15 protein-coding genes, 1 tRNA gene and 1 rRNA gene are annotated in these 16,470 nt (G+C 72.6%); 9 read left to right on the top strand and 8 right to left on the bottom strand.

The window, feature by feature from the left end; genetic code table 11:
- The 3 genes from rrf to J3P38_RS13450 form a co-directional block, all read left to right on the top strand.
- Positions 1–82 (top strand): 5S ribosomal RNA (gene rrf / locus J3P38_RS13460); the annotation flags it as partial.
- Between the two features lie 120 nt (positions 83–202).
- Positions 203–1,228, top strand: a complete 1,026-nt coding sequence (locus J3P38_RS13455; protein WP_210504016.1) for a tetratricopeptide repeat protein — start codon at positions 203–205, stop codon at positions 1,226–1,228.
- Between the two features lie 143 nt (positions 1,229–1,371).
- A complete protein-coding gene (locus J3P38_RS13450; protein WP_307807905.1) occupies positions 1,372–1,899 on the top strand; it encodes a DUF3145 domain-containing protein in 528 nt (175 codons plus the stop codon).
- 3 nt (positions 1,900–1,902) lie between these two features.
- Here the strand turns inward: J3P38_RS13450 and J3P38_RS13445 are convergent, their stop codons facing one another.
- From J3P38_RS13445 to J3P38_RS13415, 7 genes are all read right to left on the bottom strand, one after another.
- A complete protein-coding gene (locus J3P38_RS13445; RefSeq protein ID WP_210504015.1) occupies positions 1,903–2,346 on the bottom strand; it encodes a hypothetical protein in 444 nt (147 codons plus the stop codon).
- Between the two features lie 71 nt (positions 2,347–2,417).
- Positions 2,418–3,866, bottom strand: a complete 1,449-nt coding sequence (locus tag J3P38_RS13440) for an acyl-CoA carboxylase subunit beta (RefSeq protein WP_210504014.1) — start codon at positions 3,864–3,866, stop codon at positions 2,418–2,420.
- On the bottom strand, positions 3,866–5,104 hold the full coding sequence (gene fabF, locus J3P38_RS13435) for a beta-ketoacyl-ACP synthase II (protein ID WP_210504013.1): 1,239 nt from the start codon (positions 5,102–5,104) through the stop codon (positions 3,866–3,868). Before fabF ends, J3P38_RS13440 begins: the two co-directional genes overlap by 1 nt.
- Positions 5,105–5,211: 107 nt before the next feature.
- Positions 5,212–5,457 carry an acyl carrier protein gene (locus J3P38_RS13430; protein WP_129456799.1) on the bottom strand — a complete coding sequence of 82 codons (246 nt, stop codon included), beginning with the start codon at positions 5,455–5,457 and terminating at the stop codon, positions 5,212–5,214.
- A gap of 34 nt (positions 5,458–5,491) precedes the next feature.
- Positions 5,492–6,505, bottom strand: a complete 1,014-nt coding sequence (locus tag J3P38_RS13425; protein ID WP_210504012.1) for a beta-ketoacyl-ACP synthase III — start codon at positions 6,503–6,505, stop codon at positions 5,492–5,494.
- On the bottom strand, positions 6,505–7,689 hold the full coding sequence (locus J3P38_RS13420; protein WP_210504011.1) for an acyltransferase domain-containing protein: 1,185 nt from the start codon (positions 7,687–7,689) through the stop codon (positions 6,505–6,507). Before J3P38_RS13420 ends, J3P38_RS13425 begins: the two co-directional genes overlap by 1 nt.
- Before the next feature lie 79 nt (positions 7,690–7,768).
- Complete coding sequence (locus tag J3P38_RS13415) at positions 7,769–8,941, bottom strand: PucR family transcriptional regulator (protein ID WP_210441559.1); 1,173 nt, start codon at positions 8,939–8,941, stop codon at positions 7,769–7,771.
- A 146-nt stretch (positions 8,942–9,087) separates the two neighbouring features.
- Here J3P38_RS13415 and J3P38_RS13410 point away from each other — a divergent pair, with 146 nt between their 5' ends.
- Positions 9,088–10,059: an alpha/beta fold hydrolase gene (locus J3P38_RS13410; protein WP_307807904.1), complete on the top strand. Its 972-nt coding sequence runs from the start codon at positions 9,088–9,090 to the stop codon at positions 10,057–10,059.
- Positions 10,060–10,110: 51 nt separating this feature from the next.
- On the opposite strand, the gene aceE is transcribed toward J3P38_RS13410, so the two are convergent.
- On the bottom strand, positions 10,111–12,891 hold the full coding sequence (aceE, locus tag J3P38_RS13405) for a pyruvate dehydrogenase (acetyl-transferring), homodimeric type (protein ID WP_210504009.1): 2,781 nt from the start codon (positions 12,889–12,891) through the stop codon (positions 10,111–10,113).
- A 203-nt stretch (positions 12,892–13,094) separates the two neighbouring features.
- Between aceE and J3P38_RS13400 the strand changes: the two genes are divergently transcribed.
- The 5 genes from J3P38_RS13400 (at position 13,095) to J3P38_RS13380 (ending at position 16,457) form a co-directional block, all read left to right on the top strand.
- The gene (locus tag J3P38_RS13400) at positions 13,095–13,523 is read left to right on the top strand and encodes a DUF3052 domain-containing protein (protein WP_210441557.1); all 429 of its coding nucleotides are present in this window, start codon (positions 13,095–13,097) and stop codon (positions 13,521–13,523) included.
- Complete coding sequence (locus tag J3P38_RS13395) at positions 13,520–15,205, top strand: AMP-binding protein (protein WP_210504008.1); 1,686 nt, start codon at positions 13,520–13,522, stop codon at positions 15,203–15,205. The genes J3P38_RS13400 and J3P38_RS13395 overlap by 4 nt, the downstream gene beginning before the upstream one ends.
- Positions 15,202–15,687 carry a peroxiredoxin gene (locus tag J3P38_RS13390; protein WP_210441555.1) on the top strand — a complete coding sequence of 162 codons (486 nt, stop codon included), beginning with the start codon at positions 15,202–15,204 and terminating at the stop codon, positions 15,685–15,687. Before J3P38_RS13395 ends, J3P38_RS13390 begins: the two co-directional genes overlap by 4 nt.
- Before the next feature lie 189 nt (positions 15,688–15,876).
- Positions 15,877–15,948: transfer RNA gene (locus tag J3P38_RS13385), tRNA-Val, on the top strand.
- 116 nt (positions 15,949–16,064) lie between these two features.
- Positions 16,065–16,457, top strand: a complete 393-nt coding sequence (locus J3P38_RS13380) for a hypothetical protein (RefSeq protein ID WP_210504007.1) — start codon at positions 16,065–16,067, stop codon at positions 16,455–16,457.
- The last annotated feature ends 13 nt before the right edge of the window (positions 16,458–16,470 follow it).

Genomic DNA, 16,470 nt, shown 5'->3' with positions numbered 1-16,470 from the left:
CATACCGAACCCGGAAGTTAAGCCTTTCAGCGCCGATGGTACTGCAACCGAGAGGTTGTGGGAGAGTAGGACGCCGCCGGACATACATTTGGCAGGGGCCACCAGTGATCTGGTGGCCCCTGCGCCATTTGGCGGCGCTGGTGAGTACCGTTGCACCCGGGACGGGCGGAGCGTCGTCGAGCTGAAGAAGGAGAGTGCGGCTGTGGCCGAGGACCGTCGAGGACAGCGACCGGCACGAGGTGGCTCGGGCGCGAGCCGGCGTGGGCCGTCCGGCGGAGAGCCGTCCCGCGGCCGGGGCGCACCCTCGCGCGGTGGCCAGCAGGGCGGGAAGCCGACCGGCGGGAAGCCGACCGGCGGCAAGCCGACCGGCGGCAAGCCGACCGGCGGCAAGCCGATCGGCGGCAAGCCGACCGGCGGCAAGCCGACCGGCGGCAAGCCCGCCGGCGGCAGGAGCGGTGGCAGGCCGTCCGACGGCCGGAAGCCGTCGGGCTCGCAGCAGCGGGCGTTCCGCCCGCGTGCCGAGGAGCGGCCACGGACCGCCGACCAGGCCGCCTACGACGGCCCCGACCTGCCCGAGGGGATCACCGGCGCCGAGCTCGACCACGGTGTCCGGGCGCAGCTGAAGGGGTTGCCCGAGAAGCTCGCGGCACGGGTGGCTCGCCATCTCGCTGCAGCCGGGATGTACATCGACGAGAACCCGGAGCTGGCCTACCAGCACGCACTGGCAGCGCGGGCGCGCGCCTCGCGGATCGCCGTGGTGCGGGAGGCGGCGGGGGAGTCGGCGTACGCCGCGGGCCACTACGCCGAGGCGCTCGCCGAGCTGCGCGCGGCGAAGCGCATGAACGGCGCCACCGACTACCTGCCGATCATGGCTGACTGCCACCGGGCCCTCGGCAACCCGGAGCAGGCGATCAAGCTCGCCAAGAGCCCCTCGGTCGCGAACTTCAGCTCCGAGGCCAAGGCGGAGATGACGCTGGTGGAGGCCGGAGCCCGGCGTGACATGGGCCAGCTCGACGCCGCGCTCCGTACGCTCGAGCTCGCGCCGCTGACGTCGAAGAGCCGCGCCCCGTGGGTCGTCCGGCTGCGCTACGCGTACGCCGACACGCTCGAGGCGGCCGGCCGCGAGGCCGACGCCCTGGCGTGGTTCCACCGCACGCACGCGATCGACTCCGAGGAGCTCACCGACGCCGCGGCTCGTGCCGACCTCCTCGAGCGCCGCCAGGACTGATCGGCCCGGGCGCTGGCATTCGGGCGCCACTTCGGTCACAATGGAGCTCATAATCACATAGGTGTCACTCGACTCTCGTTGAGCACTGACGACAGAACGCTGGGGAAGGCGCATCTGGAGCGTTGGAACTCAAGGAGGTCTAGGTGACCACACGCATTGCTTCCCGCCCGGACGGTCCGGCGACGCGGGGCATCCTCTACGTGCACTCGACCCCCTCCGCACTCTGCCCGCACATCGAGTGGGCGGTCGGTGGGGTGCTCGGCGTCGCCGTGTCGCTCGACTGGACGCCACAGCCCGCCCAGCCGGGGACCTACCGCGCCGAGCTGTCGTGGAGCGGTCAGGCCGGCACCGCCGCGGCGGTCGCCTCGGCGCTGCGGGGGTGGAACCACCTCCGCTTCGAGATCACCGAGGAGCCGACGAGCTCGACCGAGGGCACCCGGTTCTCGTGCACGCCCGACCTGGGCATCTTCCACGCCATCACCGGCCCGCACGGCGACATCCTGATCCCCGAGGACCGGCTGAAGGCAGCCGTGGTGAAGGCCGCCCTGGGCGACACGACGCTCCTGATCGAGATCGACAACCTCCTCGGCAAGCCGTGGGACGACGAGCTCGAGACCTTCCGGCACGCCGGTGAGGGCGCACCGGTGCGGTGGCTGCACCAGGTGGTCTGACCTTCAGCGGTTCCGCCTGCGCAACCGGAAGCTCTCGGTCACCGTCACGGACGTCTCCTTCGACGTCCCCTCGTAGGCGGTCAGCCGACCCGTCAGCGTGAAGCGCCCCGGCGACGTGGCCCGCCGGCAGAGCCGGTAGGTGAGCACGCCCGCCTCGTCGTCGTAGGGGCCGAGGAGCGACTGCGAGTTGACGCCCCTGTCGAAGCGGTCCTGCAGCGTGATGTCGAACGTCCAGTCCTCCGACTCCGACACGACCGCGTAGGCGTAGCGGTAGTCCTTGCACCCCCGCCTCAGGCGGCCGTCAGCTGCGCTCAGCGTCCCGGAGACCTCGACCTGTTGGACCTCGGCCGTGGGCGGCGGCACCGGGTCCGTCGGCAGCGGCGGCAGCGGGACCGGCAGCACGCCGCCCGCGGTGACGACCGCCGAGGCGAGCAGGGTCGACAACATGGCACCTCCGAGGGGTTCGGAGGGTCAACGACCGGGATGTGACGTACGTTACGTGCCGACCCGCCGCCGGTTCAGAGCGGGATGTTGCCGTGGCGCCCCCGGCGTACGCCGGCGGTGTCGATCTCGTGGCGCATCGCCTGGGCGATGGCGCTGCGGGTGCGGGTCGGCTCGACCACCTCGTCGACGACCCCGATCTCGACGGCCTTGTCCACGCCGCCGGCGATGCGCTCGTGCTCGGCGGCCAGCTCGGCCTCGACCTGCGGGCGGATCTCGGGCGAGACCTCGGCGAGCTTGCGGCGGTGCAGGATGCGGATGGCCGCCACCGCGCCCATAACGGCCACCTCGGCGCCCGGCCACGCGAGCACGCGGGTGGCTCCGAGCGAGCGGGCGTTCATCGCGATGTAGGCGCCGCCGTAGGTCTTGCGGGTCACCAGCGTGACGCGGGGGACCACGCACTCGCCGAAGGCGTGCAGCAGCTTGGCGCCCCTGCGCACCACCCCGTCCCACTCCTGCCCGACGCCGGGGAGGTAGCCGGGCACGTCGACCAGCACGACGAGGGGGACGCCGAAGGCGTCGCACATCCGCACGAAGCGGGAGGCCTTCTCCGCGGAGAGCGAGTCGAGGCAGCCGCCCAGGCGCAGCGGGTTGTTGGCGACGACACCGACCGTCCGGCCGCCGAAGCGGCCGAGCGCGGTGACGATGTTGGGCGCCCAGCGGGCGTGGAGCTCCTGCATGGTGCCCTCGTCGAGCAGGCCCTCGACGAGGGGGTGCACGTCGTAGGCGCGCTTCTTCGACTCGGGAAGGAGGGCGCCGAGGTCGCGGTCCTCGACGGAGTCGGCGGCCAGGCTGCCCTGGGCCCCGAGCAGCGAGGCGACCGTGCGCGCCTTGTCGAGCGCCTCGCGCTCGGACTCGGTGAGGATGTGCACCACGCCCGAGCGGCGCCCGTGCGGCTCCGGACCACCGAGGCGGAGCATGTCGACGTCCTCACCGGTCACGGAGCGGACCACGTCGGGTCCGGTCACGAAGATCCGGCCCTCCGGACCGAGGATCACGACGTCGGTGAGCGCCGGGCCGTAGGCGGCGCCGCCCGCGGCCGGACCGAGGACCACGGACACCTGCGGGATGACCCCGGAGGCCTGCGTCATGACCTGGAAGATGCGGCCGACGGCGTGGAGGGACAGCACGCCCTCGGCGAGCCGGGCGCCCCCGGAGTGCCAGAGACCGATGATCGGCACCCCGTCGGTGATCGCGCGGTGGTAGGCGTCGACCACGACGCGGCAGCCGACGTCGCCCATCGCGCCGCCCATGACGGTCGCGTCGCTGCAGAAGGCGACGACCGACGTGCCGTCGACCCGGCCGACGGCGGCGAGCATCCCGGACTCGTCGTCGGGCGTGATGAGCTCGAGGGTGCCCTCGTCGAGGAGCGCCGTGAGCCGGTGCACCGGGTTGCGCGGGTCCTGCTCGCGGGGGAGCTTGGCGGGCTTGCCGGCGGTGGCCGTGGTGGCGGCGGTGGTGGTCATCAGAGGCTCCCGAAGGCGACCGCGACGTTGGCCCCGCCGAACCCGAACGAGTTGTTGAGCGCGACGATGTCGCCCTGCGGGAGGTCGCGCCTGGAGGTGGGGATGTCCAGCTCGACCTCCGGGTCCAGGTCGTCGAGGTTGATGGTCGGCGGGCTGACCCGGTCGTGCAGGGCCATGACCGTGGCCACGGCCTCGAGCGCCCCGGCCCCGCCGAGCAGGTGGCCGGTCATGGACTTCGTGCTGGTCACCACGCACCGGTCGACGTGCTGGCCGAGGACGGCGTGCAGCATCAGGCCCTCGGCGATGTCGCCCTTCGGCGTGGAGGTGGCGTGGGCGTTGACGTGGACGACCGACGCCGGGTCGACGTCGCCCTCGCGGAGGGCCATCGCGATGGCGCGTGTGCCGCCGCGGCCCTCGGGGTCGGGCTGGGCGATGTCGTGGGCGTCGTTGCTGATGCCGGCGCCGCGGACCTCGGCGTACGCCCTCGCTCCGCGGGCACGCGCGTGCTCCTCGGACTCGAGGACCAGCACGGCGCCGCCCTCGCCCAGGACGAAGCCGTCGCGGGCGGTGTCCCAGGGACGGGAGACGGTGGTGGGGTCGGCTGCGTTCTTCGACAGCGCCATCATGTTGGCGAACGCCGCCATGGGCAGCGGGTGGATCGCGGCCTCGGTGCCACCGGCGATCACCACGTCGGCGCGGCCGAGCCGGATCAGGTCGACGGCCATCGCGATGGCCTCGTTGCCCGAGGCGCAGGCCGAGGTGGGGGCGTGGACGGCCGCGCGGGCGCCGTACTTGAGGCTGACGTTCGCGGCCGGGGCGTTGGGCATGAGCATCGGCACCGCGAGCGGCGAGACCCGCCGCGCCCCCTTCTGCAGGAGGGCGTCGTAGTTCTCGAGGAGCGTGGTGACGCCGCCGATGCCGGAGGCGACGGCCACGCCGAGGCGCTCGGGCTCCAGGCCGGCGCCGTCGAGGCCGGCGTCGGCCCAGGCCTGGTCGGCGGCGACCATGGCGAACTGGCTGGACCGGTCGAGCCGGCGTGCCTTGACCCGCTCGAGGACCTCGGAGGGCTCGACGGCCACCCGGCCGCCGATGCGCACGGGCAGCTGCTCGACCCACTCGTCGGTGAGGTGCGCGATGCCGGAGGTCCCCGACAGCAGGGCCTGCCACGTGGAGGCGACGTCACCCCCCACGGGGGACGTGGTGCCGAGGCCGGTGACGACTACGCGGGTCGAGGGCATCAGATGGGGTTCCGTTTCTCGCGGCGGTGGGTGGTTCGCAGGGGTGGAGGAGCGGCCCGGGTCGCGGGGGCCGGCGTGGACGCCGGCCCCCGCGACGTGCCGGGGTGTCAGCCCTGGGCGCGCTCGATGTAGGCGACGGCGTCGCCGACGGTCTTGAGGTTCTTGACCTCGTCGTCGGGGATGGTCACGCCGAACTTCTCCTCCGCGGCCACGACGACCTCGACCATGGAGAGCGAGTCGACGTCGAGGTCGTCCACGAAGGACTTGTCCAGCTGGACGTCGTCGGCGTCGACGCCGGCGACCTCGTTGACGATGTCGGCGAGGTCGGCGCGGATTTCTTCGGTGGTGGCCATGGGCCTTCCCTTCTTGTTGTGGGTGGTGCAGGGGTCAGGGGACGGTGACGACCTGGGCGGCGTACGCCAGGCCGGCGCCGAAGGCGATGAGCAGCGCGGTGTCGCCGCTGCGGGCGTCGCCCTCGAGCATCATCCGGTCGAGCGCGAGCGGGATGGAGGCGGCCGAGGTGTTGCCCTGGTCGGCGATGTCACGGCCGATGCGGACGTGCTCGGGGAGCTTCATCGACCGGGCCATCGCGTCGATGATGCGCATGTTGGCCTGGTGGGGCACGAAGACGTCGAGCTCCTCGGCGCTGACGCCGGCGGCGTCGAGCGCCTGCTGCGCCACCTTCGCCATCGTGAAGGAGGCCCAGCGGAACACGGGGTTGCCCTGCATGGTGAGGTGCGGCATCACGCCGGACCCGGGCTCCTGGTCGCTGCCGACGACGTCGCGCCAGTCCTCGCGCTGGCGGATGAGGTCGTACTGCTCCCCGTCCGAGCCCCAGACCACCGGCCCGACGCCCGGGACGTCGCTCGGACCGATCACGGCCGCGCCGGCCCCGTCGGCGAAGATGAAGGCGGTGCCGCGGTCGGTCATGTCGGTGATGTCGGAGAGCCGTTCGACGCCGATGACCAGGACGTGGCGGGCGCTGCCGCCGCGCACCATGTCGGAGCCGAGCGCGACCGCGTGGCAGAAGCCGGCGCAGGCGGCGGAGATGTCGAACGCGGCGGCGTGGTCGGTGCCGAGCTCGGTGGCGATCGCCGGGGCGATGGCGGGCGTCTGCAGCAGGTGGCTGACCGTCGCGACGACGACGCAGCCGACCTGCGCGGCCGTGATGCCGGCGCGTTCGAGGGCCTGCCGGGAGGCGGCCACGCTCATCATCTGCACGGTCTCCTCGGGCGAGGCGAAGCGCCGTGTCCTGATGCCCGAGCGCTGCTGGATCCACTCGTCGCTGGAGTCGATCGCGTCGACCACCTCGGAGTTCGGGACCAGGCGGGACGGCCGGTAGACGCCGAGTCCCAGGATGCGGGCGTGCGCCGCGCCGGCGGGGGCGTTGATCGTGGCCATCAGAGGGACGCCTCGGGGTGCAGGCGCAGCAGCGGCTGGCCGGGCGCGACGAGGTCGCCGTCCTCGACGAGCCACTCGACCACCGAGCCGCCGTGCGGGGCGGTGATCTCCGTGCGGTCGCGGAGGCTGGCGACGGCACCGATCGTGGCGCCCGGGGCGAGCAGGTGCAGCTGAGCGGCCTCGGCGGAGATGTGGAAGGTGCCCTTGGCGGGCGAGACGACCATGCGCCACGTCGGCGTGGTCTCGATCATCGACGCCTCGCCGTGCTCGTCGCAGAACTCCCGTGCCGCGTCGAGCTGGTCGGGTGTCTTGAGGGCGAAGGTCTCCACGCCCTTGAGCGCCCGCTTCGCGATGCCGGTCAGGGTGCCGGCGGGCGGCATCTCGAGGATGCCGGTCACGCCGAGGTCGGCCATGGTCTCCATGCAGAGGTCCCAGCGCACCGGGTTGGCGATCTGGCCGACGATCCGGCGCAGCACCTCGCGCCCGTCGTGGACGACCTGCCCGTCGCGGTTGGAGATGACCGGGGTGCGGGGGTCGTGGGTCGAGACCGACCGGGCGAGCCCCGCGAGGCGGTCGACGGCCGGCGCCATGTGGCTCGTGTGGAACGCGCCGGCCACGCTGAGCGGCATCAGCCGGGCCTTCGCCGGGGGCTCCTCGGCGAAGGCGGCGAGCTGCTCCATCGTGCCCGCGGCGACGACCTGCCCCGGACCGTTGTCGTTGGCGGGCGTCAGTCCGTGGCGCTCGATGGAGGCGAGGACCTCCTCGCGGTCGCCGCCGAGCACGGCCGTCATGCCGGTGGCCGTGGTCGCCGCGGCGGCGGCCATCGCGTTCCCGCGCTCGCGGACGAGGACCATCGCCTGCTCGGCGGTGATGGCACGGGCGCCCGCGGCCGCGGTGAGCTCGCCGACGCTGTGGCCGGCGACGGCGCCGATCCGCGCGAACGCGTCGGCGGGGTGCGGGAAGAGGTCCAGGGCGGCGATCAGGCCGGTGGCGACCAGCAGCGGCTGGGCGATCTTGGTGTCGCGGATCGTCTCGGCGTCGGCCTCGGTGCCGTAGTGCGCCAGGTCGATCCCGGCGACGGTGGCCAGCCAGTCGAAGCGGGCCGCGAACGTGGGGTCCTCCAGCCAGGGCGAGAGGAAACCGGGGGTCTGGGCCCCTTGACCGGGAGCGACGATGACGAGCACACCACCACTGTGCCGGGTCGGGGCAGCTCGTCGCGGGTCCGGCGCCGACGAAACTCACCCCCGGAACGTTGGAGGTTCCCTACAAATGCGTGCGGCCCGACTGTCGTCCCAGGATGAGCGCCAGCTGCAGGGCGAAGGCCTCCCGCGGTCGGGTCGGCGACCAGCCGGTGGCGTCGGAGATCTGGCGCAGCCGGTAGCGCACCGTGTTGGGGTGCACGAACAGGGCGCGGGCCGTCGCCTCGATCGAGGAGCCGTGTTCGAACCAGGCGCCGAGCGTCTCGATCAGGGTGCCCCGGGCGGCCATGAGCGGGAGGTAGACCTCCTCGACGAGGTGGCGCCGGGCGTGGCCGTCGCCGGCCAGCGCGCGCTCGGGGAGCAGGTCCCGGCTGGCCACCGGCCGCGGCGCGTCGGGCCAGCCGCTGGCCGCGCGGTGTGCGGACAGCGCCGCCCGCGCCGAGGCGCTGGCGTGGGCGAGGTCGGCGGTCACCGGGCCGACCACCACGGGGCCCTCGCCGAAGTGGTCGAGCAGCCGGGTGGCGGCCTTCAGCGGGTCGCTCACCCCGCCGAGCACCACCACCAGCCGGTCGCCCTGCGTGGCGCACAGGGCGTCCATGTCGCCGGCGCGCGCCGAGCGGCGCACGGACTCGAACACGTCGAGCTCGGCACGGTGGGGAGGCACCGCGCCCAGCACGACGGCGACGTCCCCGTGGGCGCCCCAGCCGAGCGCGCTGGCGCGCGAGAGCACGGTCTCGTCCGCCTCCGCACGTACGACGGCGTCGACCACGAGGGCCTCGAGCCGGGCGTCCCAGGCTCCGCGCGACTCCGCGGCGCGGGCGTACACCGCGGCGGTCGCGAACGCGACCTCACGGGCGTAACGGAGCACGGCGTCGTGCACCTCGCCGGCGTCCTCGGGGTCGAGGAGCGCGTCGATGGTGGTCTCGACCACGCGGATGCTGAGCCGCACCAGCTCGACGGTCTGCTGCAACGAGATCACGCCCGTCAGCTCGCGCGGCGCGGCGCCGAAGACCACGACGTCGAGCGGGTCGTGCGCCGAGGCCTCGACCTCGCGGTCGAACCAGTCCACGAAGCCCCGGATGCCGGCCTGCACGATGAGGCCGACCCACGAGCGGTCCTCCGCGCTGAGGTCGTCGAACCAGGGGAGGTCGCTCGACATCCGGGCCGTGGCCGCCGTGCTCAGCGCTCCCGTCGAGTTGCGCAGCGCCTCGGCGGCGCGGCGTCTCGAGGCGGGCATGGCACGACTGTAGTGGGATCCCACCCGTAGTGGGGTTCCCACGAAGCGCGGCGGCGTCGCCCCGCTCCGCGGCGCATCGCATGCTCGCTCGCCGGGTACGGGCACCACGCCGGTCGGACCCGGCAGCCGTCCCGATCGGAGGTCTCGTGCGCCGCACCCCCACGCCGCACCTGGAGCACGTCGTCGTGCACGGCCACCGGCGCGCGTACGTCCGGGCCGGCTCGGGTCCGGTCGTCCTGCTGCTGCACGGCCTCGGCTGCGACCACACCACGTGGGACGCCGTCATCGACTCGCTCGCCCGGACCCACACCGTGATCGCGCCCGACCTGCTCGGCCACGGCGCCTCGGACAAGCCGCGGGGTGACTACAGCGTCGCGGGCTACGCCAACGGGGTGCGCGACCTGCTGACGGTGCTGGGTGTCGACTCCGCGACGGTGGTCGGGCACAGCTTCGGTGGCGGGGTGGCGATGCAGTTCGCCTACCAGTTCCCCGGGCTGACCGAGCGGCTGGTGCTCGTGGGCTCCGGCGGCCTCGGGCCGGAGGTCTCACCCGCCATCCGTGCGATCACGACGCCGGGCTGGGAGCACGCCATGGGTGTGCTGACGGCCCCGGGCGTGCGCCAGTTGGCCGGCACGACCATGCGCCTCCTCGCGCGCAGCGGCGTGCGGGGGCTGCGCGACCTGGGTGAGGCGGCCGACGTGTACGACTCGTTCCGCGACCGCCACGCGCGGGCGGCGATCCGCCACGTCGTGCGGGCGGTGGTGGACTGGAAGGGCCAGGTCATCACGATGGCCGACCGCGCCTACCTGACCGAGGCGATGCCGATCTGCGTCGTGTGGGGCGCGGACGACCGGGTGATCCCCGCCTCGCACGCCGACAACGCCCGTGAGCTCGCGCCCGGCGCGCGGATCGAGGTCGTCCCCAACGCCGGGCACTTCCCGCACAAGGACCACCCCGAGCGGTTCGCCAAGATCGTGCGGGACTTCATCCGGACGACCGAGCCGAGCCGGCACGACCCCGAGCGGTGGCGGCGCCTGCTGCTGCAGGGTGCCGCCACCGAGCCCGTCGAGGCCGAGGCGGGGGAGCGCCCGCTGCAGCCGGTGCCCGAGGCGGGCTGAGGACTCCCCGGCCCGGGCCGTCGAGGGCAGGGGACGCGAGGTCGAGCGACCTCAGGCGTCCCCGCCCTCCTGCTTGATGTCCCTCGTCGCGGTGGGGTCGTCGATCTTGTAGCGCTGCGCCGCCTCGACGACCTTCTCCACCGCGATCTCGCCCGCGTCGGCCAGGGCCTGGAGGGCCTGGACGACGACGCTGACGGCGTCGATGTGGAAGAAGCGCCGGGCGGCGGGACGGGTGTCGGCGAAGCCGAACCCGTCGGCGCCCAGGACGCGGTAGTCGCCGGGCACCCAGCGGGCGATCTGCAGCGGGACGGCCCGCATGTAGTCCGACACCGCGACGACCGGACCCTGCACGCCGGCCAGCTTGTCGCTGACGTAGGCCGTGCGCCGCTCCTCGCCGGGGTGCAGGAGGTTCCACTCCTCGGCGGCGACGGCGTCGCGGGCCAGCTCGTTCCACGACGTGACCGACCAGAGGTCGGACTGCACGCCCCAGTCCTCGGCGAGCATCCGGGCCGCGTCGTGGATCCACGGGTAGCCGACGCCGGAGGCGAGCAGCTGGACCCGCGGGCCATCGCCCTCGGCAGTCGAGACCCGGTGGATGCCCCGGAGGATGCCCTCGCGGTCGACGTCGGCCGGCTCGGCCGGCATCGAGACGGGCTCGTTGTAGACGGTGAGGTAGTAGATCACGTCCTCGCCCTGGCCGTCAGGCCCGCCGGAGCCGTACATCCGCTCGAGGCCGTCCTGCATGATGTGGGCGATCTCGTAGGCGAACGCCGGGTCGTAGTGCACGACCGCCGGGTTCGTCGCCGCGAGCAGCGGGGAGTGGCCGTCGGCGTGCTGGAGGCCCTCGCCCGTCAGGGTCGTGCGACCCGCGGTCGCACCGATGAGGAAGCCGCGCGCGAGCTGGTCGGCCATTGCCCAGATCGAGTCGCCCGTGCGCTGGAAGCCGAACATCGAGTAGAAGATGTAGAACGGGATCATGTGCTCGCCGTGCGTGGAGTACGCCGACCCGGCGGCGGTGGCCGACGCCATCGCGCCCGCCTCGGAGATGCCCTCGTGGAGCATCTGGCCCTGCGCCGACTCCTTGTAGGAGAGCAGCATCTTCCGGTCGACCGACTCGTACTGCTGACCGCCCGGGTTGTAGACCTTGGCGCTCGGGAACATCGAGTCCATGCCGAACGTGCGGTACTCGTCGGGCGCGATCGGCACCAGGCGGTCGCCGATCTCCGGGTCCTTCATCCAGTCGCGCAGCAGCCGGACGACGGCCATCGTCGAGGCGAACTTGTTCTTGCCCGAGCCCTGCTTGAGCTCGGCGTACAGCTCGTCACCCGGCAGCTTCAGCGCGGTGGCCCGGTTGACGCGGCGGGGGATCGAGCCACCGAGGGCCTTGCGGCGCTCGAGCATGTACTCGATCTCCGGGGCCTCGGCGCCGGGGTGGAAGAACGGCGCGCCGCCGGTCGACTCGTAGGACTCCTCGAGGTCGCGGTCGCTGATCGGCAGGTAGAGCCGGTCGCGGAACTTCTTGAGGTCCGCGAGGGTCAGCTTCTTCATCTGGTGGGTGGCGTTCTTGCCCTCGAGGGCGTCGATCGTCCATCCCTTGATGGTGTGGGCGAGGATCACCGTCGGCTGGCCGGTGTGCTTGCTCGCGGCGTCGAAGGCGGCGTACACCTTGCGGTAGTCGTGGCCGCCGCGCGGCAGCTTCTCGATCTGCGCGTCCGACATGTGCTCGACCATCTTGCGCAGGCGCGGGTCACCCCCGAAGAAGTGCTCGCGGACGTAGGCGCCGTCCTCGGTGGAGTAGGTCTGGAACTGGCCGTCGGGCGTGGAGTTCATCTGGTTGACCAGCACCCCGTCGACGTCGCGGGCCAGGAGGGCGTCCCACTCGCGGCCCCACACGACCTTGATGACGTTCCAGCCGGCGCCGCGGAAGTTGGCCTCGAGCTCCTGGATGATCTTGCCGTTGCCGGTGACCGGGCCGTCGAGCTGCTGGAGGTTGCAGTTGATGACCCAGGTGAGGTTGTCGAGCTCCTCGCGGGCCGCGACCCGGATGGCGCCGAGCGACTCCGGCTCGGCCATCTCGCCGTCGCCCATGAAGGCCCACACCCGCTGCTGCGTGGTGTCCTTGATGCCGCGGTTGTCGAGGTAGCGGTTGAACCGGGCCTGGTAGATCGAGCCGATGGCGGTGAGGCCCATCGACACCGTCGGGAACTCCCAGAAGTCGGGCATCAGACGGGGGTGGGGATACGACGGCAGGCCGGCGCCCTTGCCGTGCTGGACCTCCTGGCGGAAGCGGTAGAGCTGCTCCTCGCTGAGCCGGCCCTCGAGGAAGGCGCGGGCGTACACCCCCGGCGAGCCGTGGCCCTGGATGTAGATCTGGTCGCCACCGCCCTCGTGGTCCTTGCCGCGGAAGAAGTGGTTGAAGCCGACCTCGTAGAGGCTGGCGGAGGACTGGTAGGTCGCGATGTGGCCGCCGACCTCGAGGCCCTTGCGGTTGGCCGAGGACACCATCACCGCTGCGTTCCACCGGATGAACGCGCGGATGCGGCGCTCGACCTCCTCGTCGCCGGGGAACCACGGCTCCCGCTCCGGCGGGATCGTGTTGATGTAGTCGGTGGAGCGCAGCGCCGGGACGCCGACCTGCTTCTCGCGGGCCCGCTCCAGCAGGCGCAGCATCACGTAGCGCGCCCGGTCGCGGCCCCGGTCGTCGAGCATCGCGTCGAAGGACGCGAGCCACTCCTGGGTCTCGTCGGGGTCGATGTCGGGCAGCTGCGTGGGGAGTCCCTCGTGGATCACCGACGCGACGGGGCTCTTGGTGGACTTCTCGGCGTCACTCACACGCTCATCGTGTCACGCGTCCTCCCGCCACGAAATCTACCCACGGGTAGTCCCATGCAGCGTGCCCCCGCGCACGGCGGGGCGCCCACACGTCGGGAGCGGAGGCGGACGGGGTTGCGGCGCCTGCGGTTGTTCCTGTGGACTGTGCGCACCATGCCTGACCGGGACACCCGGCAGGCGTACCCGGACATTGGAGGCACTGCGTGAGCTCGACGGTGGGCGACTCCGCCCCGGTGACAGGCGTGGGGGACCGGCTCGGGCTCAAGCCCGGCATGGTCGTCCAGGAACTCGGCTGGGACAACGACACCGACGACGAGCTCCGCGTCGCGATCGAGGACCGCATCGACGCCGACATGGTCGACGGCGACTACGGCAACGTGGTCGACGCCGTCGTGCTGTGGTGGCGCGACGACGACGGTGACCTCGTCGACGGTCTCGTCGACGCGCTGACCGACCTCGTGGGCGGCGGCTCGATCTGGCTGCTGACGCCCAAGGTGGGCCGGCCGGGCACGGTCGACCCGGCCGACATCGCCGAGGCCGCGCCGATCGCCGGGCTCTCGCAGACGACCACGGCGGCGGTGAGCAAGGACTGGCAGGCCACCCGCCTGGTCGCCCCGAAGACTCCCGCGTGAGCCCTCGCGGCGTCCGGTCGACCCTCGGGGCGCGGGCGTCCGGCGCCGCCACGACCCTCCGCGTCCTCGGCCGCGCGGGCGTGATCCGGCCCTACGGCCCCCGCACCCTGTTCGACGTGGGCCGCACGGTGCTGCGCTGGGGCACCGGACCGGCGGGCGGCTTCGCGACGCTCGCGGCCCGCGCGCCCCACCGGGTGGGCGTCGTCGACGAGCTCGGCGAGCTGACGTGGGGCGAGCTGCACCGCCGCGCGAACTCGCTGGCACGCGCGCTCGCCGAGCGCGGCGTCGCGGAGGGTGACTCGGTCGCGGTGATGTGCCGCAACCACCGCGGCTTCATCGACGCCTCGATCGCGGTCGCGCGGCTCGGCGCCGACATCCTCTACCTCAACACCGCGTTCGCCGGGCCCCAGCTGGTCGACGTGCTCGAGCGCGAGGCGCCGAGCATGGTGATCCACGACGAGGAGTTCACCGGCCTGCTCGCGGGCGCCGACGTCGAGCGCCGGCTGCTGGCCTGGACCGACGGTGGGGCCGGCTCGGGCGACGGCGGCACCGAGACCCTCGACCAGCTGGTGACGGCGTACGACGAGGGCGACCTGGCGCCGCCGCGGCGCCACTCCCGGATCGTCATCCTCACCTCCGGCACGACCGGCACGCCCAAGGGGGCGCCGCGCAACGAGGCCGGCATCGACGCGGCCGTCTCGCTGCTGTCCCGGATGCCCCTGCGGGCCGGGTGGCGCACGCACATCGCGGCGCCGCTGTTCCACACGTGGGGGTTCGCGCACCTCGCCCTGGCGATGCTGCTCGGCTCGACGGTGGTGCTGCGCCGCAGCTTCGACCCCGCCGCCGCGCTGCGCACCGTGCAGGACGAGCGGTGCCAGTCGATGGTCGTCATCCCGGTGATGCTGCAGCGGATCCTGGCGCTGGGTCCCGACGAGCTGGCCGCGACCGACCTCTCGCGCGTCCGGGTCGTGGCGTCCTCGGGCTCGGCGCTGCCGGCGACGCTGGCGCAGGAGTGGATGGACCGCTTCGGCGACAACCTCTACAACATCTACGGCTCGACCGAGGTGGCCTACGCCTCCATCGCGACGCCGGAGGACCTGCGCGTCGACCCGACGTCCGCCGGCAGGCCGCCGCACGGGACCGTCGTGAAGGTCCTCGACGAGGCCGGTCGTGAGGTCCCCGCGGGGGAGACCGGGCGGATCTTCGTCGGCAACGGCCTCCTGTTCGAGGGCTACACCAGCGGGGGGTCCAAGGAGGTCGTGGACGGGCTGATGTCGTCGGGCGACATCGGCTGGTTCGACGACACCGGTCGCCTGCACGTCGCCGGGCGCGACGACGACATGATCGTCTCGGGCGGCGAGAACGTCTTCCCGCAGGAGGTCGAGGACTGCCTGGTCGCGCACCCGCACGTCGAGGAGGTCGCTGCGGTCGGCGTGGACGACGACGACTATGGTCAGCGCCTGCGCGCCTTCGTGGTGCGCAGCGGCAGCGTGTCCGAGGACGAGCTGCGCGAGCACGTCAGGGCCAACCTGGCGAGGTTCAAGGTGCCGCGCGAGGTCGTCTTCCTCGACGAGCTGCCGCGCAACGCCACCGGCAAGGTCCTCAAGCGGGAGCTCGCCGAGTGGGAGGACCGGTCGCACGGCCGGGCACGAGACGACAGCGACGGCGAGGAAACATCGTGACGGGCAACGGACTGCGCATCGGCGACGAGGCGCCGGACTTCGCGCTCCGCGACCAGTTCGGGCAGGACGTGCGGCTGGGCGACTTCCGCGGGCGCAAGGCGGTCGTGCTGATGTTCTTCCCGTTCGCCTTCACCGGCGTGTGCACCGGTGAGCTCTCGGGCGTGCGCGACCGGCTCGACGAGTTCCTCACCTTCGACTCCGAGGTGCTGGCCGTGTCGTGCGACTCGGTCTACTCGCTGCGCAGCTTCGCCGAGACCGAGGGCCTGAACTTCCCCCTGCTCTCGGACTGGTGGCCGCACGGCGCCGTCTCGCAGGCCTACGAGGTGTTCGACACGACGAAGGGCGCTGCGCGGCGGTCGTCGTACGTCGTCGACCGCGAGGGCCGGCTGCGCTGGGCCGTGCACAACGCCAACCCCGACGGACGCGACCTGGACGAGCACCTGCGCCAGCTGCACGCGGCCCTCGAGTCGCACCTGGTCTAGACCGGAAAGCGGCAATTTCCGGATTCTCCGGACGCCGTTGCGCGGTGGTGTAATCTTCTTCTTGTTGAGCCGCTGGTGACCCGAGACGCCAGCGGCTCAACTCATTCCTCCCACGGGTCGCCCTGCCCGGCAGTGGCGGTGGCCGCCCCGGTCCGCACGACGCGGGTGTTCCCGTAGTCTGTGCCGCGCGCGTCGGTAGCTCAGCGGTAGAGCACTCGGTTTACACCCGAGCGGTCGGCGGTTCGAAACCGTCCCGACGCACCGCGCTCCTTGCAGCTCCATGAGAGGCCTCTCACGGAGGCCTCACGGTCGGCTCACGCCACGTCGGCAGAGTCCCTCTCAACCGGGCCGCACGGCCCCCGACGAGAGGAACCACCATGCGGAAGATCCTTCCCACCCTGCTGCTCGGCGTCGCCGGCCTCACCGCCTTCGGCGTCGTCGCCATGTCATCCCCGGTCGTCTCCTCGACGCCCGACGAGGCCACCAAGCGCGAGGACGACGCGCCCTCGCTGGTGCTGGTCTCCGACGACGACGATGACGACACCTTCGACGACGACGACGACGACACGCGGACCAACAGCCCGTCGTACACCGGTCAGAGCCGCGACACGAACGACTCGACCAACAGCAGGGTCAGCGCGGTCAGCCGCGACCGCGACAACAGCCGCGGCGACAGGACTCGCGACTGGACGCGCGACGGCGGCGACAAGACCCGTGACAAGACGGCCAACGCCACCAACGACCGCAGCCGCAACGACACGCGTCGCTGAGCGCGGACCGGCA

Source organism: Nocardioides xinjiangensis (assembly GCF_017916455.1).
GTDB lineage: Bacteria > Actinomycetota > Actinomycetes > Propionibacteriales > Nocardioidaceae > Nocardioides > Nocardioides xinjiangensis.
This window is presented reverse-complemented; position numbering and strand designations above follow the sequence as displayed.

What these genes read in the sequence shown, in the direction of transcription:
- J3P38_RS13445 (WP_210504015.1), bottom strand. Translation starts at nt 2,346, where the DNA reads ATGTTGTCGACCCTGCTCGCCTCGGCGGTCGTCACCGCGGGCGGCGTG.
- J3P38_RS13440 (WP_210504014.1), bottom strand. Translation starts at nt 3,866, where the DNA reads ATGACCACCACCGCCGCCACCACGGCCACCGCCGGCAAGCCCGCCAAG.
- fabF (WP_210504013.1), bottom strand. Translation starts at nt 5,104, where the DNA reads ATGCCCTCGACCCGCGTAGTCGTCACCGGCCTCGGCACCACGTCCCCC.
- J3P38_RS13430 (WP_129456799.1), bottom strand. Translation starts at nt 5,457, where the DNA reads ATGGCCACCACCGAAGAAATCCGCGCCGACCTCGCCGACATCGTCAAC.
- J3P38_RS13425 (WP_210504012.1), bottom strand. Translation starts at nt 6,505, where the DNA reads ATGGCCACGATCAACGCCCCCGCCGGCGCGGCGCACGCCCGCATCCTG.
- J3P38_RS13415 (WP_210441559.1), bottom strand. Translation starts at nt 8,941, where the DNA reads ATGCCCGCCTCGAGACGCCGCGCCGCCGAGGCGCTGCGCAACTCGACG.
- J3P38_RS13380 (WP_210504007.1), top strand. Translation starts at nt 16,065, where the DNA reads ATGCGGAAGATCCTTCCCACCCTGCTGCTCGGCGTCGCCGGCCTCACC.